Origin of the sequence: Pseudomonas entomophila, from assembly GCF_023277925.1 — a bacterium.
Taxonomy (GTDB): Bacteria; Pseudomonadota; Gammaproteobacteria; order Pseudomonadales; family Pseudomonadaceae; genus Aquipseudomonas; species Aquipseudomonas entomophila_D.
In genome coordinates this window covers 3,987,538-4,014,264 of record NZ_CP063832.1, presented here as the reverse complement: position 1 = coordinate 4,014,264, position 26,727 = coordinate 3,987,538, and the positions used below count along the sequence as shown (strand labels likewise).

20 protein-coding genes and 1 pseudogene are annotated in these 26,727 nt (G+C 64.5%); 15 read left to right on the top strand and 6 right to left on the bottom strand.

The window, feature by feature from the left end:
* Positions 1 to 112: 112 nt before the first annotated feature.
* Both IM733_RS25805 and IM733_RS25800 read left to right on the top strand, forming a co-directional pair.
* Positions 113 to 1,186: pseudogene (locus IM733_RS25805) on the top strand (cache domain-containing protein); the annotation flags it as partial.
* A 126-nt stretch (positions 1,187 to 1,312) separates the two neighbouring features.
* Positions 1,313 to 2,050 carry a methyl-accepting chemotaxis protein gene (locus tag IM733_RS25800; protein ID WP_432760434.1) on the top strand — a complete coding sequence of 246 codons (738 nt, stop codon included), beginning with the start codon at positions 1,313 to 1,315 and terminating at the stop codon, positions 2,048 to 2,050.
* Between the two features lie 67 nt (positions 2,051 to 2,117).
* Here IM733_RS25800 and IM733_RS17705 read toward each other — a convergent pair whose 3' ends face one another.
* Positions 2,118 to 3,158 carry a threonine aldolase family protein gene (locus IM733_RS17705; RefSeq protein ID WP_248917827.1) on the bottom strand — a complete coding sequence of 347 codons (1,041 nt, stop codon included), beginning with the start codon at positions 3,156 to 3,158 and terminating at the stop codon, positions 2,118 to 2,120.
* A 326-nt stretch (positions 3,159 to 3,484) separates the two neighbouring features.
* Between IM733_RS17705 and IM733_RS17700 the strand changes: the two genes are divergently transcribed.
* From IM733_RS17700 to IM733_RS17665, 8 genes are all read left to right on the top strand, one after another.
* Positions 3,485 to 4,738 carry a serine hydroxymethyltransferase gene (locus IM733_RS17700; RefSeq protein ID WP_213658706.1) on the top strand — a complete coding sequence of 418 codons (1,254 nt, stop codon included), beginning with the start codon at positions 3,485 to 3,487 and terminating at the stop codon, positions 4,736 to 4,738.
* A 15-nt stretch (positions 4,739 to 4,753) separates the two neighbouring features.
* Complete coding sequence (locus IM733_RS17695) at positions 4,754 to 6,004, top strand: sarcosine oxidase subunit beta family protein (protein ID WP_248917826.1); 1,251 nt, start codon at positions 4,754 to 4,756, stop codon at positions 6,002 to 6,004.
* A 16-nt stretch (positions 6,005 to 6,020) separates the two neighbouring features.
* Complete coding sequence (locus tag IM733_RS17690; protein WP_248917825.1) at positions 6,021 to 6,356, top strand: sarcosine oxidase subunit delta; 336 nt, start codon at positions 6,021 to 6,023, stop codon at positions 6,354 to 6,356.
* A complete protein-coding gene (locus IM733_RS17685; protein ID WP_248917824.1) occupies positions 6,353 to 9,370 on the top strand; it encodes a sarcosine oxidase subunit alpha in 3,018 nt (1,005 codons plus the stop codon). The genes IM733_RS17690 and IM733_RS17685 overlap by 4 nt, the downstream gene beginning before the upstream one ends.
* 141 nt (positions 9,371 to 9,511) lie before the next feature.
* Entirely contained in the window at positions 9,512 to 10,144 is a 633-nt protein-coding gene (locus IM733_RS17680) for a sarcosine oxidase subunit gamma (RefSeq protein ID WP_248917823.1), read from the top strand.
* 11 nt (positions 10,145 to 10,155) lie between these two features.
* Positions 10,156 to 11,013, top strand: coding sequence for a formyltetrahydrofolate deformylase (gene purU / locus IM733_RS17675; RefSeq protein ID WP_248917822.1), 858 nt, complete (start codon positions 10,156 to 10,158; stop codon positions 11,011 to 11,013).
* Between the two features lie 251 nt (positions 11,014 to 11,264).
* A complete protein-coding gene (gene fdhA, locus IM733_RS17670; protein ID WP_248917821.1) occupies positions 11,265 to 12,464 on the top strand; it encodes a formaldehyde dehydrogenase, glutathione-independent in 1,200 nt (399 codons plus the stop codon).
* A gap of 155 nt (positions 12,465 to 12,619) precedes the next feature.
* Positions 12,620 to 13,189, top strand: a complete 570-nt coding sequence (locus IM733_RS17665) for a DUF2780 domain-containing protein (RefSeq protein WP_248917820.1) — start codon at positions 12,620 to 12,622, stop codon at positions 13,187 to 13,189.
* Between the two features lie 80 nt (positions 13,190 to 13,269).
* On the opposite strand, the gene IM733_RS17660 is transcribed toward IM733_RS17665, so the two are convergent.
* The gene (locus IM733_RS17660; RefSeq protein WP_248917819.1) at positions 13,270 to 14,157 is read right to left on the bottom strand and encodes an acyltransferase; all 888 of its coding nucleotides are present in this window, start codon (positions 14,155 to 14,157) and stop codon (positions 13,270 to 13,272) included.
* A 182-nt stretch (positions 14,158 to 14,339) separates the two neighbouring features.
* On the opposite strand from IM733_RS17660, the gene IM733_RS17655 reads away from it, so the two are divergent.
* From IM733_RS17655 to creD, 4 genes are all read left to right on the top strand, one after another.
* Complete coding sequence (locus IM733_RS17655) at positions 14,340 to 14,840, top strand: ATP-dependent zinc protease family protein (protein WP_248917818.1); 501 nt, start codon at positions 14,340 to 14,342, stop codon at positions 14,838 to 14,840.
* A 157-nt stretch (positions 14,841 to 14,997) separates the two neighbouring features.
* Positions 14,998 to 15,678 carry a two-component system response regulator CreB gene (gene creB, locus IM733_RS17650; protein WP_248917817.1) on the top strand — a complete coding sequence of 227 codons (681 nt, stop codon included), beginning with the start codon at positions 14,998 to 15,000 and terminating at the stop codon, positions 15,676 to 15,678.
* Complete coding sequence (gene creC / locus IM733_RS17645; RefSeq protein ID WP_248917816.1) at positions 15,678 to 17,111, top strand: two-component system sensor histidine kinase CreC; 1,434 nt, start codon at positions 15,678 to 15,680, stop codon at positions 17,109 to 17,111. Before creB ends, creC begins: the two co-directional genes overlap by 1 nt.
* A gap of 201 nt (positions 17,112 to 17,312) precedes the next feature.
* On the top strand, positions 17,313 to 18,641 hold the full coding sequence (gene creD, locus IM733_RS17640) for a cell envelope integrity protein CreD (RefSeq protein ID WP_248917815.1): 1,329 nt from the start codon (positions 17,313 to 17,315) through the stop codon (positions 18,639 to 18,641).
* 160 nt (positions 18,642 to 18,801) lie between these two features.
* On the opposite strand, the gene IM733_RS17635 is transcribed toward creD, so the two are convergent.
* From IM733_RS17635 to IM733_RS17625, 3 genes are all read right to left on the bottom strand, one after another.
* Positions 18,802 to 19,416 carry a glutathione S-transferase gene (locus IM733_RS17635; protein WP_248917814.1) on the bottom strand — a complete coding sequence of 205 codons (615 nt, stop codon included), beginning with the start codon at positions 19,414 to 19,416 and terminating at the stop codon, positions 18,802 to 18,804.
* 3 nt (positions 19,417 to 19,419) lie between these two features.
* The gene (gene msrA, locus IM733_RS17630; RefSeq protein WP_248917813.1) at positions 19,420 to 20,088 is read right to left on the bottom strand and encodes a peptide-methionine (S)-S-oxide reductase MsrA; all 669 of its coding nucleotides are present in this window, start codon (positions 20,086 to 20,088) and stop codon (positions 19,420 to 19,422) included.
* 105 nt (positions 20,089 to 20,193) lie between these two features.
* Positions 20,194 to 22,887 (bottom strand): putative bifunctional diguanylate cyclase/phosphodiesterase, encoded by a 2,694-nt coding sequence (locus tag IM733_RS17625; protein WP_248917812.1) that lies wholly within the window; start codon positions 22,885 to 22,887, stop codon positions 20,194 to 20,196.
* A gap of 266 nt (positions 22,888 to 23,153) precedes the next feature.
* On the opposite strand from IM733_RS17625, the gene IM733_RS17620 reads away from it, so the two are divergent.
* Complete coding sequence (locus tag IM733_RS17620) at positions 23,154 to 25,007, top strand: Ig-like domain-containing protein (RefSeq protein ID WP_248917811.1); 1,854 nt, start codon at positions 23,154 to 23,156, stop codon at positions 25,005 to 25,007.
* Positions 25,008 to 25,098: 91 nt separating this feature from the next.
* Here IM733_RS17620 and aceF read toward each other — a convergent pair whose 3' ends face one another.
* Positions 25,099 to 26,724 carry a dihydrolipoyllysine-residue acetyltransferase gene (gene aceF, locus IM733_RS17615; RefSeq protein WP_248917810.1) on the bottom strand — a complete coding sequence of 542 codons (1,626 nt, stop codon included), beginning with the start codon at positions 26,722 to 26,724 and terminating at the stop codon, positions 25,099 to 25,101.
* Between the last annotated feature and the right edge of the window lie 3 nt (positions 26,725 to 26,727).

Sequence of the window (26,727 nt, the reverse complement as noted above, 5' to 3'; positions counted from 1 at the left end):
CGCTGGCACCGCAGTTCGCCAGCAAGGCTGGCTCCTACAGGGGTGCTGGATAAACTGGATACTTGAGTGTATACACTTCTCGCAAAACAATAATTAGCGGGAGTGGCAGGGCATGCGCATCTGGCGGCGGAGTATCCAGTGGCAACTGATCGCGAGCATGGGCGGCGCCCTGCTGGCGAGCATCCTGGTGGTGGTGGCGATCTATACCGTGGCGGTCAACCGCCTCACCGAGCGCTACTTGGTCGACACGGCGTTGCCGGCCAGCGTCGAGGCGATTCGCAACGACATCGAGCGCATGCTCGGCCAGCCGCTGGTGGCGGCGGCGGATATCGCCGGCAACACCCTGCTGCGTGACTGGCTGGCCGCCGGGGAAGATGCCGCCGAGCTGCCGCGCTTCATCGAATACCTCGAGGCCGCCAAGCAGCGCAACAAGGCCTTCACCACCCTGTTCGCCTCCACCCGCACCGGCCATTACTACAACGAGAAGGGCCTGGACCGTACCCTCAGCCGCGCCAACCCCAAGGACAAGTGGTTCTACGGCTACATCGACAGTGGCGCCGAGCGCCTGATCAACATCGACATCGATGGCTCCACCGGCGAGTTGGCGCTGTTCATCGACTATCGGGTGGAGAAGGCCGGCCAACTGGTCGGCGTGGCCGGCATGGGGTTGCGCATGACCGAACTGTCGAAGCTGATCCATGACTTCAGCTTCGGCGAGCATGGCAAGGTGTTCCTGGTGCGCAACGATGGCCTGATCCAGGTCCATCCCGACCAGCAGTTCAGCGGCAAGCGCCAGCTGGCCGAGCAGTTGGACGCGGAGGCGGCCAAGGCCGTGATGAGCGGCGCCGATGGGCTGCGCAGCACCCGCTTCGAGCGTGACGGGGAGCGCTACTTGGCACTGGGCCTGCCCCTGCGCGAGCTGAACTGGACCCTGGTCGCCGAGGTACCGGAAGCCGAGATCTATGCCCAGATGCGCCATGCCGTCTGGCTGACCAGCCTGATCGGCGGCGCGGTCGCGCTGGTGTCGCTGTTGCTGGTGGTGCTGTTGGCGCGCGGGCTGGTGCGACCAATCCGCCAGGTCACCGCGGCGCTGGTGCAGATCGGCAGCGGCGCGGGCGATCTCAGCCATCGCCTGGACGACTCGCGACAGGACGAGCTGGGCGACCTGGCCCGAGGGTTCAACCGTTTCCTCGACAGCCAGCGTGGCCTGATCGGTGAAGTACTGCGCACCACTGAGCGCCTGCACCGGTCAGTCGAGCAGGTGACCCAGGTGGTGGACAACACCGCCGACCGCTCCGGGCGGCAGCAGGAAATGACCGAAATGGTTGCCACCGCGGTGCATGAGATGGGCCTGACCGTGCAGGACATTGCGCAGAACGCGGGTGCCGCCGCGCACGCCTCGCAGTCGGCGCGCGACGAGGCGCTGCAGGCGCGGGAGGTGGTGCGTCGCTCGATCCATGGTATCGAAGGCATGTCCGGCGAGATTGGCCGCGCCGCCGAGGCGGTCACGCAACTGGCCGATGAGGTGGCCTCGATCGACGAGGTGCTGGCGGTGATCCGCAGCATTTCCGAACAGACCAACCTGCTGGCGCTCAACGCCGCCATCGAGGCTGCACGGGCGGGGGAAATGGGCCGTGGCTTCGCCGTGGTCGCCGATGAGGTGCGCACCTTGGCGCGGCGCACCCAGGTGTCCACCGACGAGGTGCAGCAGATGATCCACCGTCTCAAGCAGGGCGCGGGCACCGCCGTGGCGTCGATGCAGGCGGGGCAGCAGGCGACTGGCAGCGGTGTCGAGTCCAGCCAGCGCACGGGCACGTCGCTGGGGGCGATCACCGACCAGGTCGAGCGTATCAGCGACATGAACCATCAGGTGGCCACGGCGACTGAGGAGCAGTCTGCGGTGACCGAGGAGATCAACCGCAACGTGCAGGGGATCTCCGACCTGGCGCGGCAGACCGCCAGCGAAGTGCAGGGGTGTCGCGAGGAGTGCCAGGCGTTGCGCGGCTTGGCCGATGACCTGGCGCGGCAGATGGGTGGGTTCAGGCTTTAGATCGCTTCGCCGGCAAGCCGTCACCACAAGGGGCCCGTAGGTCCGGCTTGCCGGCGAATGCCATCTGTCAGGCGGTAAAGATGGCGCGGATGTCCGCCGCCAGTTCGCGCACCCGGGTTTCTTGTGTGTCCCACGAACACATGAACCGCGCGCCCCCGCTACCAATGAAGGTGTAGAAGCGCCAGCCCTTGTTGCGCAGGGCCTCCAGCGCATGCTCCGGCATCTGCAGGAACACCCCGTTGGCTTCCACCGGGAACATCAGTTCCACACCCGGCAAGTCACTCACCAACGACGCCAGCAGCTGCGCACAGTGGTTGGCATGCTTGCCATGGCGCAGCCAGGCGCCATCTTCCAACAGCCCGACCCAGGGTGCCGACAAGAAGCGCATCTTCGACGCCAGCTGCCCGGCCTGCTTGCAGCGGTAGTCGAAGTCCTCGGCCAGCTGGCGATTGAAGAACAGGATCGCCTCGCCCACCGCCATGCCGTTCTTGGTGCCGCCGAAGCACAGCACATCGACACCAGCCTTCCAGGTCAGCTCGGCCGGCGAGCAGCCGAGGAACGAACAGGCGTTGGTGAAGCGTGCGCCGTCCATGTGCAGGTTCAGGCCCAGCTCCTTGCAGGTGGCGCTGATCGCCTTGAGTTCGTCCGGGCGATAGACGGTGCCCACTTCGGTAGCCTGGGTGATGGTCACCACGCGGGGTTTGGGGTAGTGGATGTCCTGGCGCTTGAGCGCCACTTCGCGGATCGACTCAGGCGTCAGCTTGCCGTTGACGCTGGCAGCGGTCAGCAGTTTGGAGCCGTTGGAGAAGAATTCCGGCGCGCCGCATTCGTCGGTCTCGACGTGGGCGGTCTCGGAGCAGATCACGCTGTGGTAGCTCTGGCACAGCGAGGCCAGGGCCAGGGAGTTGGCGGCGGTGCCGTTGAAGGCGAAGAACACCTCGCAGTCGGTCTCGAACAGCTTGCGAAAGTATTCCGAGGCGCGTTCGGTCCACTGGTCGTCGCCGTAGGCGCGTTGGTGGCCGTGGTTGGCCTTTTCCATGGCGGCCCAGGCTTCGGGGCAGATGCCGGAGTAGTTGTCGCTGGCGAATTGTTGATTGTTGTCGGTCATGACGCCTGTCCTTTTGTACGACGCAGGCACGCACTCTAAACCATCGATTCAGCGGTTGCCTATGTGGGAGCGGCTTTAGCCGCGAAAGGGGCGCGAAGCGGCCCCGGGATCCATGACAAGGCGCGAATCGTCGGGGCTGCTGTGCAGCCCTTTCGCGGCTGAAGCCGCTCCGACAGAGGATTTGCCAAGTCGGTACGCCAATGTCGTAAACGCGCCATTGCAAGGCGCGCGCAGGCATCTGTGCCCCCGTGCCCGGTCATACCATCGCTGCAAAGGGTGGGAAAACCCTCACCAGACAAGAAACGATCGCTGCCGGGAGATACACGATGTTCAGCAAGCAAGACCAGATCCAGGGTTATGACGACGCACTGCTGGCGGCGATGAATGCCGAAGAACAGCGCCAGGAAGATCACATCGAGCTGATCGCCTCGGAGAACTACACCAGCAAACGCGTGATGCAGGCCCAGGGCAGCGGCCTGACCAACAAGTACGCCGAGGGCTACCCAGGCAAGCGCTACTACGGTGGCTGCGAGCACGTCGACAAAGTCGAAGCCCTGGCCATCGAGCGCGCCAAGCAGCTGTTCGGCGCCGACTATGCCAACGTTCAGCCGCACTCCGGCTCCTCGGCCAACAGTGCCGTATACCTCGCCCTGCTGCAGGCCGGCGACACCATCCTGGGCATGAGCCTGGCCCACGGCGGCCACCTGACCCACGGCGCCAAGGTGTCGTCCTCGGGCAAGTTGTACAACGCCGTGCAGTACGGAATCGACACCACCACTGGCCTGATCGACTACGACGAAGTCGAGCGCCTGGCGGTCGAGCACAAGCCGAAGATGATCGTCGCCGGTTTCTCCGCTTACTCCAAGACTCTGGATTTCCCACGCTTCCGCCAGATCGCCGATAAAGTCGGCGCGCTGCTGTTCGTCGACATGGCCCACGTCGCCGGCCTGGTCGCCGCTGGCCTGTACCCCAACCCGATCCCGTTCGCCGACGTGGTCACCACTACCACCCACAAGACCCTGCGTGGCCCGCGTGGCGGCCTGATCCTGGCCAAGTCGAACGAAGAGATCGAGAAGAAGCTCAACGCCGCCGTGTTCCCCGGCGCCCAGGGCGGCCCGCTGATGCACGTGATCGCCGCCAAGGCGGTGTGCTTCAAGGAAGCCCTGGAACCCGGCTTCAAGGCCTACCAGAAACAGGTCATCGAAAACGCCCAGGCCATGGCCCAGGTGTTCATCGACCGCGGCTACGACGTGGTCTCCGGCGGCACCGACAACCACCTGTTCCTGGTCAGCCTGATCCGCCAGGGCCTGACCGGCAAGGACGCTGACGCCGCCTTGGGGCGCGCTCATATCACCGTCAACAAGAACGCCGTGCCCAACGACCCGCAGTCGCCGTTCGTCACCTCGGGCCTGCGCATCGGCACCCCGGCCGTCACCACCCGTGGCTTCAAGGTCGCCCAGTGCGTGGCGCTGGCCGGCTGGATCTGCGATGTGCTGGACAACCTGGGCGACGCCGATGTCGAGGCCGATGTGGCCAAGAACGTCGCCGCCCTGTGCGCCGACTTCCCGGTCTACCGCTGAGTGGAGCAGAACACCATGCAACGTTATTCAGGCTTCGGCCTCTTCAAGCACTCCCTCAGCCACCACGAGAACTGGCAGCGCATGTGGCGCACGCCCACCCCGAAAAAGGTCTACGACGTGGTCATCGTCGGTGGCGGCGGCCATGGCCTGGCCACCGCCTACTACCTGGCGAAAGAACACGGCATCACCAACGTGGCGGTGGTCGAGAAGGGCTACCTGGGTGGCGGCAACACCGCCCGCAACACCACCATCGTGCGTTCCAACTACCTGTGGGACGAGTCGGCGCACCTGTACGAACACGCCATGAAACTGTGGGAAGGGCTGTCGCAAGACATCAACTACAACGTGATGTTCTCCCAGCGCGGCGTGTACAACCTGTGCCACACCCTGCAGGACATCCGTGACTCCGAGCGCCGGGTCAACGCCAACCGCCTCAACGGCGTGGACGGCGAGCTGATCCGCACCGAGCAGGTCGCGGCCGAGATCCCCTATCTCGACTGCTCGAAGAACACCCGCTACCCCATCCTCGGTGCCACCGTGCAGCGCCGTGGCGGCGTGGCCCGTCACGACGCTGTGGCCTGGGGCTACGCCCGGGCCGCTGATGCCCTGGGCGTGGACCTGATCCAGCAGACCGAGGTGATCGGCTTCCGTAAAGAGAACGGCGCCGTGATCGGCGTCGAAACCAACAAGGGCTTCATCGGCGCCAAGCGCGTCGGCGTAGTCACGGCCGGCAACTCCGGGCACATGGCCAAGCTGGCCGGTTTCCGCCTGCCGCTGGAGTCGCACCCGTTGCAGGCGCTGGTATCCGAGCCGATCAAGCCGATCATCGACAGCGTGATCATGTCCAACGCCGTGCATGGCTACATCAGCCAGTCCGACAAGGGCGACCTGGTGATCGGCGCCGGTATCGACGGCTGGGTCGGCTACGGCCAGCGCGGCTCCTACCCGATCATCGAGCACACCCTGCAGGCGATCGTCGAGATGTTCCCGATCCTCTCCCGGGTGCGCATGAACCGCCAATGGGGCGGCATTGTCGACACCACCCCCGATGCCTGCCCGATCATCTCCAAGACCCCGGTCAAGAACATGTTCTTCAACTGCGGCTGGGGTACCGGCGGCTTCAAGGCCACCCCCGGCTCGGGCAACGTGTTCGCCGCGAGCCTGGCCAAGGGTGAGATGCACCCGCTGGCCGCGCCTTTCTCCATCGACCGTTTCTACAACGGCGCGCTGATCGACGAACACGGCGCCGCTGCCGTCGCCCACTGACCCGGAGACAACCGTCATGTTGCAAATCTTCTGTCCCCACTGCGGCGAGCTGCGCTCCGAGGAAGAATTCCACGCATCAGGCCAGGCGCACATCGCCCGCCCGCTGGACCCGAACGCCTGCTCCGACGAGGAGTGGGGCACCTACATGTTCTTCCGCGACAACCCGCGTGGCATCCACCACGAGTTGTGGGACCACGTCGCCGGCTGCCGCCAGTACTTCAACGTCACTCGTGACACCGTGACCTACGAGGTCCTGGAAACCTACAAGATCGGCGAGAAGCCGCAGGTCACCGCGACCTCGAAACAGAGCACCGCGCCAGCGACCGCCAAGGGCCAAGGGGAAAAAGTATGAGCCAGACCTATCGCCTCGCCAGCGGCGGCCGTATCGACCGCAGCAAGGTGCTGAACTTCAGCTTCAACGGCAAAACCTACCAAGGCTATGCCGGCGACACTTTGGCCGCCGCGCTGCTGGCCAACGGCGTCGACATCGTCGGGCGCAGCTTCAAGTACTCGCGCCCCCGCGGGATCATCGCCGCCGGCACCGAAGAGCCCAACGCGATCCTGCAGATCGGCTCCAGCGAAGCCACCCAGATCCCCAACGTGCGCGCCACCCAGCAGGCCCTGTATGCCGGCCTGGTGGCCACCAGCACCAACGGTTGGCCGAACGTCAACAACGACATGATGGGCATCATCGGCAAGGTCGGTGGCAACATGATGCCGCCCGGGTTCTACTACAAGACGTTCATGTACCCCAAGTCGTTCTGGATGACCTACGAGAAGTACATCCGCAAGGCGGCGGGCCTTGGCCGCGCGCCGCTGCAGAACGACCCGGACAGCTACGACTACATGAACCAGCACTGCGACGTGCTGATCGTCGGCGCCGGCCCTGCCGGCCTGGCTGCTGCCCTGGCCGCCGCACGCAGCGGTGCCCGGGTGATCCTCGCCGATGAACAGGAAGAGTTCGGCGGCAGCCTGCTCGACAGCCGCGAGACGCTGGATGGCAAACCGGCCGCCGACTGGGTCAACGCCGTCGTCGCCGAGCTGGAGTCGCTGCCGGAGGTCACCTTGCTGCCGCGCAGCACGGTCAACGGCTACCACGACCATAACTTCCTCACCATCCACGAGCGCCTCACCGACCACCTCGGCGACCGCGCGCCGATCGGCCAGGTGCGTCAGCGCGTGCACCGCGTGCGCGCCAACCGTGTGGTGCTGGCCGCTGGCGCCCACGAGCGCCCGCTGGTGTACGGCAACAACGACCTGCCGGGCAACATGCTGGCCGGCGCGGTCTCGACGTATGTACGCCGCTACGGCGTGGCGCCGGGCCGCAAGCTGGTACTGTCGACCAACAACGACCACGCCTACCGCTGCGCGCTGGACTGGCACGATGCGGGCCTGCAGGTGGTCGCCATCGCCGATGCCCGCCACAACCCGCGCGGTTCGCTGGTCGAAGAGGCCCGCGCCAAAGGTATCCGCATCCTCACCTCCAGCGCCGTGATCGAGGCCAAGGGCAGCAAGCACGTCACCGGCGCCCGTGTGGCCGCTATCGATGTACAAGCACACAAGGTCACCAGCCCTGGCGAGACCCTCGACTGCGATCTCATCGCCACTTCCGGCGGTTACAGCCCGGTCGTGCACTTGGCCTCGCACCTGGGCGGTCGCCCGGTCTGGCGTGAAGACATCCTCGGCTTCGTGCCGGGCGACGCACCGCAGAAGCGTGTTTGCGTCGGTGGTGTGAACGGTGTCTACGCCTTGGGCGATGTGATCGCCGACGGTTTCGAAGGCGGTGTCCGCGCGGCTACCGAGGCCGGTTTCAAGGCCAGTGCCGGCACCCTGCCGAAAACCCTGGCGCGCAAGGAAGAGGCCACCGTGGCGCTGTTCCAGGTACCCCACGACAAGGGCACCGCCCGTGCGCCGAAGCAGTTCGTCGACCAACAGAATGACGTCACCGCCGCGGCCATCGAGCTGGCCACCCGCGAAGGCTTCGAGTCGGTCGAGCACGTCAAGCGCTACACCGCCCTGGGCTTCGGCACCGACCAGGGCAAGCTGGGCAACATCAACGGCCTGGCCATCGCCGCCCGTTCGCTGGGGATCGGCATCCCGGAAATGGGCACCACCATGTTCCGCCCCAACTACACGCCGGTGACCTTCGGCGCGGTAGCGGGCCGGCACTGCGGCCACCTGTTCGAACCGGTGCGCTTCACCGCCCTGCATGCCTGGCACATCAAGAACGGCGCCGAGTTCGAGGACGTCGGCCAGTGGAAGCGCCCGTGGTACTTCCCCAAGCCCGGCGAAGACATCCACAGCGCCGTGGCCCGCGAGTGCAAGGCCGTGCGTGACAGCGTCGGCCTGCTGGACGCCTCGACCCTGGGCAAGATCGACATCCAGGGCCCGGACGCGCGCGAATTCCTCAACCGCATCTACACCAACGCCTGGACCAAGCTCGATGTGGGCAAGGCTCGCTACGGCCTGATGTGCAAAGAAGACGGCATGGTCTTCGACGATGGTGTGACCGCCTGCGTGGGCGACAACCACTTCATCATGACCACCACCACCGGCGGTGCCGCCCGCGTGCTGCAATGGCTGGAGCTGTACCACCAGACCGAATGGCCGGACATGAAGGTGTACTTCACCTCGGTCACCGACCACTGGGCGACCATGACCCTGTCCGGCCCCAACAGCCGCAAGCTGCTGGCCGAGGTCAGCGACATCGACCTGGACAAGGAAGGCTTCCCGTTCATGAGCTGGAAGGAAGGCCTGGTCGGCGGCGTGCCGGCGCGGGTATTCCGCATCTCGTTCACCGGTGAGCTGTCGTACGAGATCAACGTCCAGGCCAACTACGCCATGGGCGTGCTGGAGCAGATCGTCGAGGCGGGTAAACAGTACAACCTCACGCCTTACGGCACCGAGACCATGCACGTACTGCGCGCCGAAAAGGGCTTCATCATCGTCGGCCAGGACACCGACGGCTCGATGACCCCGGACGACCTCAACATGAGCTGGTGCGTGGGCCGCAACAAGCCGTTCTCGTGGATTGGCCTGCGCGGCATGAACCGCGAGGACACCGTGCGCGAGAACCGCAAGCAGCTGGTGGGCCTGAAGCCGGTCGACCCCAACGTGTGGCTGCCGGAAGGTGCCCAACTGGTGTTCGACCCCAAGCAGCCGATCCCGATGGACATGGTCGGCCACGTCACCTCCAGCTATGCGGCCAACTCCCTGGGTTATTCGTTTGCCATGGGTGTGGTCAAGGGCGGCCTCAAGCGCCTGGGCGAGCGAGTGTATTCGCCCCAGGCCGACGGCAGCGTGATCGAGGCCGAGATTGTGTCTTCGGTGTTCTTCGACCCGAAAGGCGAGCGGCAGAACGTTTGAATCCGGGGCTGTGGGGCAGGCCAGGCCCTGTTCGCCGGCAAGCCGGCTTCTTGTAGGAGCCGGCTCGCCGGCGAACAGGGCCCAGGGCCTCACCACACTGCTGCGTCGTATCGACGAACAAGAATTCAAGGCAGGTAAGAAATGAGTGCTATCAACGTCTTCCAGCAAAACCCAGGCGCCGACGCCAAGGCCCAATCGCCACTGCACCACGCCGACCTGGCCAGCCTGGTGGGTAAAGGCCGCAAGAACGCAGGTGTGACCCTGCGCGAAAAGAAACTGCTTGGCCACCTGACTATCCGTGGTGATGGCCACGATCAGGCCTTCGCCGGCGGCGTGCACAAGGCCCTGGGCCTGGAGCTGCCGGTGGCCCTGACCGTGGTCGCCAACAACGAGATGTCACTGCAATGGGTGGGCCCGGACGAGTGGTTGCTGATCGTCCCCGGCGGCCAGGAGTTCGCCGTGGAGCAGAAGCTGCGCGACGCCCTCGATGGCCAGCACATCCAGGTGGTCAACGTCAGCGGCGGGCAGACCCTGCTCGAACTGCGCGGCCCCAACGTGCGTGACGTACTGATGAAATCCACCAGCTATGATGTACACCCGAACAACTTCCCGGTCGGCAAGGCCGTCGGCACCGTGTTCGCCAAGTCGCAACTGGTGATCCGTCGTACCGCCGAGGACACCTGGGAGCTGGTGATCCGCCGCAGCTTCTCCGACTACTGGTGGCTGTGGCTGCAGGACGCGTCGGCCGAGTATGGCCTGGCCATCGAAGCTTAAGGAGCAACAACATGAGTCGGGCACCGGACACCTGGATTCTCACCGCCGACTGCCCGAGCATGCTCGGCACGGTCGATGTGGTGACGCGTCATCTCTACGAGCAGCGCTGCTACGTCACCGAGCACCATTCCTTCGATGACCGGCTGTCGGGGCGGTTCTTCATCCGCGTGGAGTTCCGCGCCCCGGATGGCTTCGACGAGAACGCTTTTCGCGCTGGGCTGGCGCAGCGCAGTGAAGCATTCGGCATGGCCTTCGAGCTGACCGCGCCGAATCACCGCCCCAAGGTGGTGATCATGGTGTCCAAGGCCGACCACTGCCTGAACGACCTGCTGTATCGCCAGCGCATTGGCCAACTGGCCATGGACGTGGTCGCGGTGGTGTCCAACCACCCCGACCTCGAACCCTTGGCGCATTGGCACAAGATCCCCTACTACCACTTCGCCCTCGACCCCAACGACAAGCCCGGGCAGGAGCGCAAGGTGCTGCAGGTGATCGAGGAAACCGGCGCCGAGCTGGTCATTCTTGCCCGCTACATGCAGGTGCTGTCGCCGGAGCTGTGCCGGCGCCTGGACGGCTGGGCGATCAACATCCACCACTCGTTGCTGCCCGGATTCAAGGGCGCCAAACCGTATCACCAGGCGTACAACAAGGGTGTGAAGATGGTCGGCGCCACGGCGCACTACATCAACAACGACCTGGATGAAGGGCCGATCATCGCCCAGGGTGTGGAGGTAGTGGACCATGCCCACTATCCCGAGGACCTGATCGCCAAGGGCCGCGATATCGAATGCCTGACCCTGGCGCGGGCGGTGGGCTACCACATCGAGCGACGGGTGTTCCTCAACGCCAATCGCACAGTCGTTCTCTGATCCACCCCGCCCCCTGTAGGAGCCAGCTTGCTGGCGAACAGCCACGCCACCCCGGTGCTGCCGTTCGCCAGCAAGCTGGCTCCTACAGGGGCGGCGGCTCGGCGCAATCAGATATCCCCCTGTCGCATCCAGTCACCGCCCAACCGCCCATCCAGCCCACAATCCCCCTCATTCCAGTAACACAGGCCGCCCACGGACGGCGGCGCTTTCCACCACCGCTGCATAACTACAAATCAAGCGAGGTAAGAAGCATGTCTGGTAACCGTGGAGTGGTGTATCTCGGCTCGGGCAAGGTCGAGGTGCAGAAGATCGACTACCCCAAAATGCAGGACCCGCGCGGCAAGAAGATCGAGCACGGGGTCATCCTCAAGGTGGTTTCCACCAATATCTGCGGCTCCGACCAGCACATGGTCCGAGGCCGCACCACTGCCCAGGTCGGCCTGGTACTGGGCCACGAGATCACCGGCGAGGTGATCGAGAAGGGCCGTGACGTCGAAAACCTGCAGATCGGCGACCTGGTGTCGGTGCCGTTCAACGTTGCTTGCGGCCGCTGCCGCTCCTGCAAAGAGATGCACACCGGCGTCTGCCTCACCGTCAACCCGGCCCGTGCCGGCGGCGCCTACGGTTATGTCGACATGGGCGACTGGACCGGTGGCCAGGCCGAGTACGTGCTGGTGCCCTACGCCGATTTCAACCTGCTGAAACTGCCTAACCGCGACAAGGCCATGGAGAAGATCCGCGACCTCACCTGCCTGTCCGACATCCTGCCGACCGGTTATCACGGCGCCGTCACCGCGGGTGTTGGCCCGGGCAGCACCGTCTACGTCGCGGGCGCCGGCCCGGTCGGCCTGGCCGCGGCTGCCTCCGCCCGCCTGCTGGGCGCCGCGGTGGTCATCGTCGGTGACCTCAACCCCGCCCGCCTGGCCCATGCCAAGGCCCAGGGCTTCGAAGTGGTCGACTTGTCGAAGGACACGCCGCTGCATGAGCAGATCATCGACATCCTCGGTGAGCCGGAAGTGGACTGCGCCGTCGACGCCGTTGGCTTCGAGGCCCGTGGCCATGGTCATGAGGGTGCCAAGCACGAGGCCCCGGCCACCGTGCTCAACTCGCTGATGCAGGTGACCCGTGTGGCCGGCAAGATCGGTATTCCGGGCCTGTACGTGACCGAGGACCCGGGCGCGGTGGATGCCGCTGCCAAGATCGGTGCGCTGAGCATTCGCTTCGGCCTGGGCTGGGCCAAGTCGCACAGCTTCCACACCGGCCAGACCCCGGTGATGAAGTACAACCGTGCGCTGATGCAGGCGATCATGTGGGACCGCATCAACATCGCCGAAGTGGTGGGGGTGCAAGTGATCAGCCTGGATCAGGCGCCTGAAGGCTATGGCGAGTTCGATGCAGGCGTGCCGAAGAAATTCGTGATCGACCCACACAAGACCTTCAGCGCGGCGTGATGGCTGGCAGTGGGGCGCCACCGGATAGGTGGCAGCCCCACGCACCGCAGGCCGGCCCGTCGAGATGAACAGCGATGGCCGGGCTGGAACAAACCTTCGGTAACCCAGTCCAACCCCTCGTTTCCCGGCCATCCCGGCCGACGAGGTCCCTCCCGATGAAAGCATTCACCCTGGCAACCCTGATGACCCTGGCCGCAAGCCCGGTGTTCGCCCTCAACCTCGGCGATGTCGCCAATGCGGTGTCTGCTGCGCAGAGTCCGCATCCACAGGGCCAGGTGCAGGCACCGGCGGCTCAGGCCAACCTGCTCAACAGCCTGGGCAGCGAATTGAAGATCACGCCTGAGCAGGCTATTGGCGGGGCGGGGGCGATGTTGGGGCTGGCGCGCAACAACCTCAGTGGTGACGACTATGGGCAACTGGCCAAGGCTGTGCCGGGGCTGGATCTGCTGTCGGGCAACAGTGCGCTGGGCGGTTTGAGCGGCCTGGGGCAGCTGCTGGGTAATGACAAGAATTCCTCCGCCCTGAGCAATGCCCTGGGCGGCGAGGTGCAGGACCGCAACGACCTGGACACTGTGTTCAAGGCGCTGGGCATGGAGACCGGGATGATCGGCCAGTTCGCCCCGTTGATCCTCCAATACCTTGGGCAGCAGGGCATCGCCAGCTCGCTGCTGCAGAACCTGGGCAACCTGTGGGCCACTCCGGCCGCCGTCGCACCTTCGGTCTGACGCAAGTTCCTGGGTTCGCCAGCAAGGCTGGCTCCTACAGAAGGTTGCCCGTAGGCGCCGGCTTGCCGGCGAACCGCCTGTCAACGCATCTCGGCACGCAGTTCTTCGATCCGCTGGTCCTTCTCCTCCCACAGCTGGTTGACCCAGCCTTGCACCACTTGGCGGAACGCCGGATCGGTCTCGTAATCCCCCTCGCTCAGCGCCGGGTCCAGCTCACGTACGCGGATGTCGATGATCACCCGGCTGATGCTGCCGTTGAGCAGGTCCCAGAACCCCGGCGCCTTGTTACCGGGGTAGACGATGGTCACGTCGAGCAGTGCGTCGAGCTGCTCGCCCAGCGCCGCCAGCACGAAGGCCACGCCGCCGGCCTTGGGTTTGAGCAGGTGACGGTACGGTGACTGCTGTTGCTCGCGCTTGGCTTCGGTGAAGCGGGTACCTTCCAGATAGTTGACCACGGTCACCGGCTGGCGCTTGAACAGTTCGCAGGCGGCCTTGGTGATCTCCAGGTCCTTGCCCTTGAGCTCGGGGTGCTTGTCGAGGAAGGCCTTGCTGTAGCGCTTCATGAACGGGTAGTCCAGGCCCCACCAGGCCAGGCCCAGCAGCGGCACCCAGATCAGTTCCTTCTTGAGGAAGAACTTGAAGAACGGCACGCGGCGGTTGAGGCTTTCTATCAGCGCGGGGATATCGACCCAGGTCTGGTGGTTGCTGACGCACAGGTACGAGGTGTCGTTGCGCAGCGTGTCCACCCCGCGGATGTCCCATTGCGTGGGAATGCACAGGGCGAAGATGACCTTGTCGACTTCCGACCAGGTTTCGGCGACCCACATCACCGCCGCCGACGCATAATCGCGACCACGGCCGGGCAGCACCAGCTTGAGCAGGGCGAACACCAGCAGCGGGCCGATCATCACCAGGGTGTTGAGCAGCAGCAGGGTGAGGGTGAGGGTGCCGGTCAGCAGGCGACGCATAAGGGGACTCTTGTGGTGTGAGGTAAACGGTCGGCAATGATAAGCAGGGGACGGTCCTTAGCCAAACGTCGTACGTCCATTAATTGGTACAAATGTTTCACATTGTGTTGTTTAGCCTGTGACAACGAACCTATCCTGCGTGCGCAGTCTAAGCACTGACCCCTCTCAAGGAAGCCTGCCCTGTGAAATCCCTGCTTGCCCTGTTGTCCCTTCTGGCGCTGCCAGTCATGGCCGCCGAACCGACCCTGTACGGCCGATACGAGAACATCAAGCTGCCGGAGATCGGCCAGACCTTGAAAGCCAAGATGGACACCGGTGCCTGGACCGCCTCGTTGTCGGCCAAGGATATCGAGATGTTCACCCGTGACGGCAACGAGTGGGTGCGCTTCCGCCTGGCCACCGAGGGTGCCGGGGACAAGGTCTACGAGCACGAAGTGGCGCGCATCAGCAAGATCAAGAACCGCGCCGATGAGGAAGAAGAAGGTGATACGCCAGATCTCTCGCACCGGCCGGTGATCGAGCTGGAGATGTGCCTGGGCGACGTCAAGCGCACCGTGGAGGTCAACCTGGTCGACCGCAGCAATTTCCGCTACCCATTGCTGATCGGCTCCAAGGCCCTGCGCAAGTTCAAGGCGGCGGTGGATCCGCGCGAGAAGTTCACGGCGGGCAATCCGGGCTGTTAAGCGCTACCCAACACCTGTAGGAGCGGCTTCAGCCGCGATGGCCCCAGCTCGGTTCGCATGACCGACGCTATCGCGGCTGAAGCCGCCCCTACAGGGATTGCACCGGCATCTGGATATGCTTCACAGTCCAGCCTTCAACCTAGCAAGGCCGGACGCCATGCCCCACATCCTCATCGTCGAAGACGAATCCGCCATCGCCGACACCCTGGTCTACGCCCTGCAGGCCGACGGCCACAGCACCGAATGGGTATCGCTGGGCAGCGCCGCGGTCGAGCAGCAGCGCCTGCGCCCGGCCGACCTGGTAATCCTCGACATCGGCCTGCCCGACATCAGCGGCTTCGAGACCTGCCGCCAGCTGCGCCGTTTCAGCGAGGTGCCGGTGATGTTCCTCAGCGCCCGCGACGCCGAGATCGACCGGGTGCTGGGCCTGGAGATCGGCGCCGACGACTATGTGGTCAAGCCCTTCAGCCCACGCGAGGTGGCGGCGCGGGTGCGGGCGATCCTCAAGCGCATGGCGCCGCGGCCCGAGCCCGTCACCGAGTCAGCGCCGTTCCAGCTCGACACCCTGGCCATGCGCATCCTCTACCGTGGCCAGCCACTGGCGCTGACCCGCCACGAATTCCGCCTGCTGCAATGCCTGCTCGAGCAACCCCGGCGGGTGTTCAGCCGCGAGCAACTGCTGGACGGCCTGGGCGTGGCCTCGGACGTGGGCTACGAGCGCACCATCGACAGCCACATCAAGAGCCTGCGGGCCAAGCTGCGACAGGTGGCCGGCGACGCCGAACCCATCCAGACCCACCGTGGCCTGGGCTACAGCTACAGCCCGGAGCACGCCTGATGCGCCTGGGGATTCGCATCTTCCTGGTGTACTTCCTGTTCGTCGGGCTGGCGGGCTATTTCCTGCTCAACACCGTGCGCGAACAGATCCGCCCGGTGGTGCGCCAGTCCTCCGAGGAAACCCTGGTGGACACCGCCAACCTGCTGGCGGAAATCCTCCACGACGACGTCAAGGCCGGCACCCTCGGGCAAAGCCGCCTGCCCCAGGTACTCGCCTTGTACGGTGAGCGGCGCCCGAGCGCGCAGATCTGGGGGCTGGCGAAGAACCAGGTCAGCCACCGGATCTACGTCACCGACGCCAAGGGCATCGTCCTGCTCGACTCAAGCGGCCAGGACCTGGGCAAGGATTACTCGCGCTGGAACGACGTCTACCTGACCTTGCGCGGCCAGTACGGCGCACGTTCCACCCGCAGCGACCCGGACGATGAAAGCACCTCGGTGATGCACGTGGCGGCGCCGATTCTCGATCAGGGCCGGATCATCGGCGTGGTGACAGTGGCCAAGCCCAACAGTTCGCTGCAACCGTACATCGACCGCTCCGAACAACACCTGCTGACGCTCGGGCTGGGGCTGATCGTACTGGGGTTGCTGGTGGGGGCGGCGCTGTCGTGGTGGCTGGCCCGCTCGCTGCGCCGGCTCACCCAGTACGCCCAGGCGGTCAGCGAGGGCGAGCGCACCGCCTTGCCGCACTACAAGGGCGGCGAGCTGCTGCAACTGGCCACGGCGGTGGAACGCATGCGCACGCAACTGGAGGGCAAGGCTTATGTGGAGCGCTACGTGCACACCCTCACCCATGAGCTCAAGAGCCCGCTGGCGGCGATACGTGGCGCCTCCGAGCTGCTGCAAGGCGAGATGCCGCAGGAGCAGCGGGCGCGTTTCGCCGGCAATATCGAGCGTGAGAGCGAGCGCTTGCAGCAGATGATCGAGCGCCTGCTCAACCTGGCCCGGGTCGAGCAGATGCAGGCGCTCGAGGACGAGCAGCAGGTGGCGCTGGCGGCGCTGGTCGATGAGCTGCTGCTTGCTCACGTAGCACGTATCGAAGGGGCGGGCCTGCAGGTACGCCAGCGTGTCCCGGTCGCTACCCGGCTGTGGTGCGATCCGTTCCTGATGCGCCAGGCGCTGGCCAACCTCTTGGACAATGCGTTGGACTTCACGCCGCCGGGTGGCGCCTTGCTGTTCGACCTGGAGCGGGCGGGCGAACGGGTGGCGCTGAGCCTGTTCAACCAGGGGCAGGCGATACCCGAGTACGCCCTGGGGCGGGTCAGCGAGCGGTTCTATTCGTTGCCAAGGCCCGGGACGGGCCGCAAGAGCACCGGGCTGGGGCTGAACTTCGTCGACGAGGTGATGCAACTGCACGGCGGGTCGCTGGCGGTGGACAACGTCGAAGGTGGGGTGCGGGTGCGCCTGTGGCTACCAGCGCGACGGGTCAGCTGAACCGGCGTAAATCTCTGTAGGAGCGGCTTTAGCCGCGATATAGACAACGCGATTCGCGGGGGATCGCGGCTAAAGCCGCTCCTACAGGGGCGATGTCGTGCCGCAGATCGTGGGTAATCTCCACACAATCTCCACATTCCCTCCCTGAGGGCTCCACGCGGCGGGCAGACACTGCCCCCATCGCAAACGGAGCCCCACCCCATGAACAAGACCCTAGGTTTCAAGCTTGGCCTGATCGGCACGCTGATCCTGTTACTGCTCATACCCCTGCTGATGATCGGCGGCCTGATCGACGAACGGCAGCAACTGCGCAACAACGTACTGGGCGAGATCGCCGCCAGTTCGAGCTTCGACCAGGTGGTCAGCGGGCCGGTGCTGGTGGTGCCCTACCGCAAGTACGAGCGGCGCTGGATCGACAAGAATGGCACGAGCGTCCAGGAGACCACCACGATGCACGGCAATCTCTATTTCCTGCCGGAAACCTTCGCGATGGATGTGGGCGTCGATACCGAGTTGCGCGCCCGCGGCATCTACCAGGCGCGCCTGTTCCACGCCAAGAGCCAGGTCAGTGGCCGCTTCAAGCTGCCGGAGCGCTGGGGCATCGAGAAGGACTACGACGACTACCGTTTCGACAAGCCGTTCCTGATGGTCGGCATCAGCGATATTCGTGGCATCGAGAACAGCCTGGAACTGACCCTGGATGACCAGCGCCTGCCGTTCGAGGCTGGCAGCGGTGTCGACTGGTTGCCTGGCGGGGTGCATGTGCCGCTGCCGCAGTTGAGCGACCAGAAGGCCCGCGAGTTCGACTACGCCTTCGACCTGGCTCTGTTGGGCACCGGCCAGTTGGCGGTGCTGCCGGTTGGGCGCAGCACCACCGTGGACATGCGCGCCAACTGGCCGCACCCGAGCTTCGTCGGCAGCTACCTGCCCAGTCGTCGCGCCATCGATGAAAAGGGCTTCAGCGCCCACTGGCAGACGTCGTTCTTCGCCACCAACCTGGAAGAGGTCGTGCGCCTTTGCGCAACCGTCGGCAAGTGCGGCGACTTCAACGAGCGTGCCTTCGGCGTCAGCTTCGTCGACCCGGTGGACCAGTACCTCAAGAGCGAGCGGGCGATCAAGTACGCGCTGCTGTTCATTGCCCTGACCTTTGCCGGCTTCTTCCTGTTCGAGGTGCTGAAGAACCTCAGCGTGCACCCGGTGCAGTACATCCTGGTGGGCGTGGCCCTGGCGTTCTTCTACCTGCTGCTGCTGTCGCTGTCGGAACACCTGGGCTTCGGCCTGGCCTATGGCCTGTCGGCGGTGGGCTGCGTGCTGCTGATCGGCTTCTACCTGGTGCACGTGTTGCGCAGCCTGGGGCGCGGGGTTGGCTTCGCGGCGGGGCTGGCGGCGTTGTACGCGATGCTCTACGGGCTGCTCAGTGCCGAGGACTATGCGCTGTTGATGGGGTCGCTACTGTGCTTCGGGCTGCTGGGCGTGTTCATGGTGCTGACCCGGCGGTTGGACTGGTCGCGGGTGGGGAGGGGGGTATGAGGGAGGATAGGGAGATCGGGCGGTGGTTGGCTGGTCGCATCGGCCAACTGTTCGCCACTGTAGGAGCCAGCCTTGCTGGCGATGCAAGGCTCAGCCTTGCCTGGGGATGTCATGGTCCCCTTCGCCAGCAAGGCTGGCTCCTACAGGACGGTGGTGTCGTTCAGAGCGTCGGGGCTGTGGCCACCATCGACGGCCGCTCACTCACCTCGGCATACCACGCCGCCAGCCCAGGCTGGCGCTCACGCCAGCCGAAGCCGGGCTGGCGCAGGTCCAGGTAGCCCAGCGCACTGGCCACGCCGATGGCCGCGATATCGAACCCCGACGCCAGTTCAGCCAGGTGCGCCTGTTCCAGGTTCATCAGGCTGCGGCGGATCTTCTCGGCCTGCGCCTCGACCCAACCGTCCCATTGCTTGTCCGCAGGGCGCAGGAAGGTCTCGTAGCGCGAAGCCACCGCCGCATCCATGATCGCATCGGCCTGTGAGGCCAGCGTCAGCCGGTGCCAGCGCACCGAACCCTCGCGGGGAATCAGCGGGTTGCCGACGTGCTGGCTGTCGAGGTACTCGCAGATCACCCGGCTGTCGTGCAGCACGCTGCCGTCGTCCAGGCGCAGGGCCGGGATCTTGCCGATCGGGTTGCCCTGGTTGAGCTGGTCGTCGCCGTTCACCGGGCTGATGTTGACGCCTTGCAGGGTCACGCGCTCGAGCTGCCCGGTCTCGTGCAGCACGATCATCACCTTGCGCACGAACGGCGACAGCGGCGAGTGGTACAGGATCATGGCTCAGTTACCTTGCAGGCTGGGCGGCAGGCACACACCGGTGCCACCGATGCCGCAGTAGCCGTCCGGATTCTTGGCCAGGTACTGCTGGTGGTAGGCCTCGGCGAAGTAAACGGTGGGCGCTTGCTCGATTTCGGTGGTGATCTCGCCGAAGCCGGCCTTGCTCAGTTCGGCCTGGAAGGCGTCACGGCTGGCCTTGGCTTCTTCGAGCTGTTGCGGCGATGTGCAGTAGATCGCCGAGCGGTACTGGGTGCCGACATCGTTGCCCTGGCGCATGCCCTGGGTGGGGTTGTGCAGTTCCCAGAACATCGTCAGCAGCTCGCGGTAGCTGACCTTGTTCTTGTCGAACACCACCAGGACCACTTCGGTGTGGCCGGTCAGGCCCGAGCAGACTTCCTCGTAGGTGGGGTTGGGGGTGAAGCCGCCGGCATAGCCGACCACGGTGCTGACCACGCCGTCACGCTGCCAGAAGCGGCGCTCGGCGCCCCAGAAACAGCCCAGGGCGAAGATGGCGAAGTCGATGTCGCCCTCGAAGAACGGGCCGAGCAACGGGGTGCCTTTGAACACGTAGTGGAACTCGGGCAGGGCCATCGGGGTTTCGCGGCCAGGCAGGGCCTGTTCCGCGGTGGGCAGGACGTTTTTGTTCACCAGGATTTCCGAACGCAGGACCATGGCCGTTCCTCTGTGTTTTGCAGTGGGATGGGTGTTGGCCCGTTCGCCGGCAAGCCGGCGAACGGGCCCGAATGGTCTCTATAGTGCCCGAGCTTCAGGCCGCTGTCAGTCCATCGGCCCGCGTGGATAGCGGCGCAGTTTCTCGGCCAGCTCGCGCCCGGGGATCGGCCGGTCGAACAGGTAGCCCTGGCCGACGTCGCACCGGTGGCGGCGCAGGAACGCCAGCTGCTCCGGTGTCTCGATCCCTTCGGCCACCACCTTGAGCTTGAGGTTGTGGGCCATGGCCACCACCGCCGAGGTGATCTCCATGTCGTCCTGGTTGTCGGGGATCTCGTTGATGAAGCTGCGGTCGATCTTGATGATGTCGATCGGGAACTTCTTCAGGTAGCTCAGTGACGAGTAACCGGTGCCGAAGTCGTCCATCGCCAGCGTCAGGCCCAGGGCTTTGAGTTCGTCGAGCTGGCGGTGGGTGTCTTCGGTGGCTTCGAGCAGCAGGCCTTCGGTCAGTTCCAGCTCGAGCAGGTGCGGCGGCAGGGCTTCCTCCTTGAGGATGCTGCCGATCGAGCCGACCAGCTCGGGGTCGGAGAACTGCTTGGGCGACAGGTTGATGGCCACGTGCAGGTTGCCCATGCCGGCCCCGCGCAGTTCCTGGCTCTTGCGGCAGGCCTGGCGCACCACCCATTTGCCGATCGGGATGATCAGGCCGGTTTCCTCGGCGACGCTGATGAACTGGTCGGGGCGGATCATGCCGCGCTCGGGGTGGTTCCAGCGCAGCAGCGCCTCCAGCCCGAGCAAGCGGCCGCTGCGCAGGCACAATTTCGGTTGGTAGAACACTTCCAGTTCGTTTTGAGTCAGGGCGCGGCGCAGGTTGTTCTCGACGAACAGTTTGTAGCTGGCCTCAGCATTGAGCACTTCGGTGAACACCTGCACCTGGTGCTTGCCATTGGCCTTGGCTTTGTGCAGGGCCAGGCCCGCGTTCTTCATCAGCGTCGCCGGGTCGCTGCCATGTAGCGGCGCGCAGGCCAGGCCCACGGAGGCGGTGACGTTGATCAGCTGGTTGTCGACGAACATCGGTTTGTCGAGGGTGCGCAGCAACTGCTGGGCGACGCCTTGGCCGTCTTCCAGGCTGGTGTCGTCGAGCAGCACGGCGAACTCGTTGCTGGCAAAGCGCGCCAGGCTGCCACCGCTGCTCAGGCTGTTGCGCAGGCGCCGGGCCAGGCTGATCAGCAGCTTGTCGCCGGTCTGGTGGCCGAGGCTGTCGTTGATCCGCTTGAAGTTGTCGATGTCCACCAGCAGCAGGCAGATCGGCGTGTTGCTGTCGCGGGCGAAGCGCTCGTCGAGGTTGCGGATGAACGCCGGGCGGTTGCCGAGGTTGGTCAGGTTGTCGGTGTAGGCCAGGCGCTCGATACGCTGCTGGGCCAGCTTGGTCTGGGTGACATCCTCGTAGATGCCGATGTAGTGGGTGAGCTCGCGGTTGTCACCGTACACCTTGGAGATCGACAGCTGGCCCCAGTAAGGTTCGAGGTTCTTGCGCCGGCTCTTGAATTCGCCCTGCCAGCTGTTGCCCATGGCCAGGCTGGACGGCGAGTCGAACAGCAGCTCGCTCAGGTTTTCCAGCGCAGGCAGCTCGCCGAGGTGATGGCCCTGGACCTCTTCGGTGCTGTACTGGGTGATCGCGGTGAAGCTTGGGTTGACGTACTCCACCACCCCGTCGCGGTTGACCAGCAGGAAGGCGCTGGCACTTTGTTCAACGGCCCGCTGGAACAGGTGCAGGGCGCTGGCGGCGGTGCGTCGGTTGTGGTTATTGATGACCTGGGCGAACTGGTCGGCCAGCTCGCCGGCGAAGGCGATTTCGTCGGATTGCCAGGCCCGTGGCTGGCCGGTCTGCTCCAGGCACAGCACGCCGACCACCTGGCCGTCGATACGGATGCTGGCGTCGAGCATGGCATTGTCATCGGTGCTGTACAGCGACTCGGCCATGTCGCGGGTGCGTGGGTCGTGGCTGGCGTTGTGGGCGTCGATGGCGCGGCTGGCGTGCAGGGCGTCGAGGTAGTCGGGGAAGCGGCTGGCGTCGATCGCTTCCGGCAGGCGATGCTGCTGTTCGCTGCGGTACCAGGCGCTGATGGGCTCCAGGCGCTGGTCGTTCAGGTACCAGATGCTGGCACAGTCGACCTTGTAGATCTCGCAGGCGCTGCGGGTGATCAGCTCGGCGGCTTCAAGCAGCGAATTGCCCACGCTGTAGCGCTGGCGGGCCAGGCGCAGGATCAGGTCCTGCTGGGCACGTACCCGCTCCAGATGCTCCAGTTGCTCTTGCTGGGCGCGCTGGTTCAGTTGCAGGGCCAGTTGCAGGCGATTGTTGCGCGATTCGAGGTCGTCGGTGTCCAGCTCCGCCATTTCGTCTTGCTGGTCGTCCATCACCGTCAGGTAGCCGCGCAGCAGCTGGCGGTTGTGCTGCTTGTAGCTCTCGCCCACTTCCAGCAGGCGCAGCGCCAGCGGGCTGGCGTGCAGGGTGTAGCGCACTCGGTAGTGCCCGCGCAGAGCCAGTTGCCGCTGGATCTCGTCGTGCAGCTTGTAGCGCGCCTCCGGCTCCATGAGGCTGGCGTAGGGCGAGCCGATCAGGGCGCAGAGTTCGGCGGCGGGCAGGCCAAACTGGCGGTCGCAGGCGGGGTCGAGGTAGAGCATGGCCCAGCTGGCTTCGTTGAGCCGTTCGAAACGCAGCATGCCGAGCCGCGAGGGCACGGGGAGCTGCGTGACGACCTCGGCCGCCACACGGCTGGCGGCATCGGGTTGGCTTTTCATCGAAGACTCGCTTGAACAGGGGGCGCTGCCTGGAAAGCGGCGCATCGGGCAAGGTTGCATCATGTCCCATGGGCTGGCAAGCGGCCATGGGGGATGCTGTGAACAGGTTGTCGGCCGATATGCGGATTTCTTCAAGCGTGGTCAGGCAAATGTGGGGGGGATGCCAAGACCTGGCATTTTTGTCAGTTGTGGAGTGGTTTGGAATGGCCCTTGAATGTGGCGTTGTCGCGTTGGAACGTTTCCCACTTCCCTGGAGCACTTTACGCATGACTACGCCATCATTCCCCAGCCAGTCAGCCCTGGACAGGTTAAATGCCCAAGCGAGTTCAGCTACTACTGGCGCCGCAGCTTCCACAGCACCTTCATCTGTTGCGAGTGCCCAGGTGCTGCCTATCCCTGATCAAGAGACTCGGACTCGGCTGGACGAAAAAAAAATTCCCTCCAAAGGGACCATGGATACGCTCAATCTCAGGGTGATCGTACCCAATAATCCTCAATTCGATCTCCCCAGTAATCCAGACGGGATGCTGGTCGGTATCAATATCCAATCACTGGCTGGGAACACCCTGCCTTGCTGGGTACAAGCATTCGAGAATATGGGGGGTTATACCGTTCAAATTCATATTCAGGCCGGTACCGGCTTGGCGCCTGGCCCCACACCTGTCTGGTCGGCACTCATACCTGCTGAACATCAGGCAGATCTCCAGATCGATGTACCTAAAGCCATGATCTCCGAAGGGACATTCGAGCTTTTCGCCGTTGTCATCAACCCGGTGTCTCAAAATCGTGAGCAAACACCGCGGTTGAATGTAAAGATCGATTTCCAGGCCCCAGATGGGGCGAGCCTGAAACCGATCACTGCCAAACTTTCGAACCCAGGCATTATCAGTAGGGAGGACCTTCAGAATGGCATTACGTTCGAGGTCGAGCCTTATTTGAACAGGCGCCAGTTCGATACAGTTCGTCTGGAGTTGCCGGGCCAGAAAGTGTTTGATCATTTGCTGGACTCTATCCCGGTAGAGGGCAGTCCGGTGAGTTTCCACGTTGGTGCAGAATTTCTTACTGGCTTTATCGGGCTGATGGAAGCCGAGGTGGCGTATCGTGTATTCGACGATGTACGCAATCTGAGCGCGCGTTCGCCAGCCACGAAATTTGATGTCGACAATATCGCCAATCCACTTCCCAGGCCAACCTTGGTAGATGCGATTGCCTCAACGATCGATCTTGCCAATCTGCCTTGGGAGAATGGGCGCAGTTGGCGAGATACACGTGTAAGTGTTCCGGTCGACGGACTGGCCGTTGGCACGGTTGTCAGGCTCAACTGGAGAACTACGACGCCAGCAGGTGGCAGCGCGTCTGGTTGGTTGGAGCAACCGGTCGGGGCCGGAGGTGAGGACCTGTTGTTTGACCTACCCAGTGATTTCAATGTGACGCTACAGGCTGGTCGACTTCTGGTGTCCTACATCGCGGCGGGGAGGACCTCAAGCTTGGCTGCCGCTGAACTTGTGGGTGCGTTGACCGAACGACCGCTGGTCTTCGGGGACGCTCATACCCAAAGGGCAGGGCTCCGATACATCATCCTCAAGGGCCGCCCACCGCTGTTCCCGACTTCGGATTCCGGTGGCAGCTATCAGCGCCAAGCCAGCGGAGGGTACCTTCCATACACTTACAGCTCGACGTCGCCTGGAGTGGCAAGAGTCGATAAGGACGGGTTGGTCGTTGGCGCAGCCAACGGTACCGCAGAGATTACTGTGACAGACAGTAAAGGTTCCAAGGCCAGTTACAAGATCACCTTTACGGGTGTGAGGTTGGTTGAGCGGCTGGCCAATCAGTCCTGGAGCGGTGTTCCAGGTGATAAATCCCGGCCTGAGTGGCACTCGTTGCAGTTACTGCAGATGCAATCGTTCTGGGAACAGTATCAGCGTGATGACCTCACCAAGAGTGTGGCCGAAATACTGGGCTGGAGTGACACGTACTTCTGGACAGGGAGCAATTGGTATGGCGGTGGGTTCGCCTATGTGGTCAACCTGAGGCAACTCAAGCCGGATTTCCGTAGCGAAGAGATTCGTAGCGGAGATGTGCGCCTTCCATCCCTGTTCAAGGTCGGTGGTTGGGATTAAAAAAAGCCCCGCCAGATGGCGGGGTTGAGGTACGAGCGTGGCAGCTCGAAAGGGTACCTGCCCCTCAAGAGAGGGGCAGGAAAACAGCGGTTTACAGCAGCATCGTGCGGATATCCGCCAACACGTCGCCCAGGCGCTTGGTGAAGCGCGCTGCGGCGGCGCCGTTGATCACGCGGTGATCGTAGGACAGCGACAGCGGCAGCATCAGCTTCGGCTGGAAGGCCTTGCCGTCCCAGACTGGCTGCATGGTCGCCTTGGACACACCGAGGATCGCCACCTCAGGCGCATTGACGATCGGCGTGAAGCCGGTGCCGCCAATGTGGCCGAGGCTGGAGATGGTGAAGCAGGCGCCCTGCATGTCGTCGGCCGAGAGCTTCTTGGTGCGGGCCTTTTCGGCCAGCGCGGCGGCTTCGGCAGCCAGTTGCAGCAGGCTCTTCTGGTCGACGTTCTTGATCACCGGGACCAGCAGGCCATCCGGGGTGTCCACGGCGAAGCCGATGTGCACGTACTTCTTGCGGATGATCGCCTTGCCGCTTGGTGCCAGCGAGCTGTTGAAGTCCGGCAGTTCCTTGAGCAGGAAGGCGCAGGCCTTGAGCAGCAGCGGCAGCACGGTCAGCTTGACGCCGGCCTTTTCAGCGACCGCTTTCTGCGCGACGCGGAAGGCTTCCAGCTCGGTGATGTCGGCGGAGTCGAACTGGGTGACGTGCGGCACGTTCAGCCAGCTGCGGTGCAGGTTGGCGGCGCCGACCTGCATCAGGCGGGTCAGGGCGACTTCTTCCACTTCACCGAACTTGCTGAAGTCCACGGCCGGGATCGGCGGGATGCCAGCACCACCGGTAGCACCGGCGGCCGGCGCTTCCTTGGCCTTCTGCATCATGGCCTTGACGTAGACCTGCACGTCTTCTTTCAGGATGCGACCGTGCGGGCCAGTGGCCGCGACGGCACCCAGGTCGACGCCGAATTCACGGGCCAGCTGGCGCACGGCAGGGCCGGCGTGAACCTTGGCGTTGCTGCCGGCAGCCGGCGCGGTGGCGACCGGAGCAGGGGCGGCGGCAGGCGCAGGAGCCGCGGCCGGTGCGGCGGCTTGGGCAGGAGCGGCAGCCGGGGCAGCAGCGGCCGGAGCCGCAGCAGCAGGGGCTGCGCCTGCGGCCTTGATCTTGAAGATCAGGTCGCCGGTGCCCACTTCGTCTTCCAGCTTGCACAGCACGGCTTCGATCACGCCAGCGCTAGGCGACGGGATCTCCATGGAAGCTTTGTCAGATTCCAGGGTGATCAGCGACTGGTCGGCTTCGACGGTGTCGCCGACCTTGACCATGACTTCGATGATCTTGGCCTTGCCCGACGAGCCGATGTCCGGCACGTGGATGTCCTGCACGCTGGCGGCAGCCGGGGCTGCTGCGGGAGCAGGGGCGGCTTCAGCGGCCGGCGCTGGAGCGGCAGCAGCCGGGGCGGGGGCGGCCGGAGCCTCGGGCGCCGCAGCGGCGCCCTCGACTTCCAGGACCAGCAGCTCGTCGCCTTCTTTCAGGCGGTCGCCCAGCTTGACCTTCAGTTCCTTGACCACGCCGGCCTTGGGGGCCGGGATTTCCATGGAGGCCTTGTCGGACTCCAGGGTCAGCAGGCTCTGGTCTGCTTCGATACGGTCACCGACCTTGACGAACAGCTCGATGATTTCACCTTCACCGCTGCCGATGTCAGGTACGCGAATGAGTTCGCTCACTTA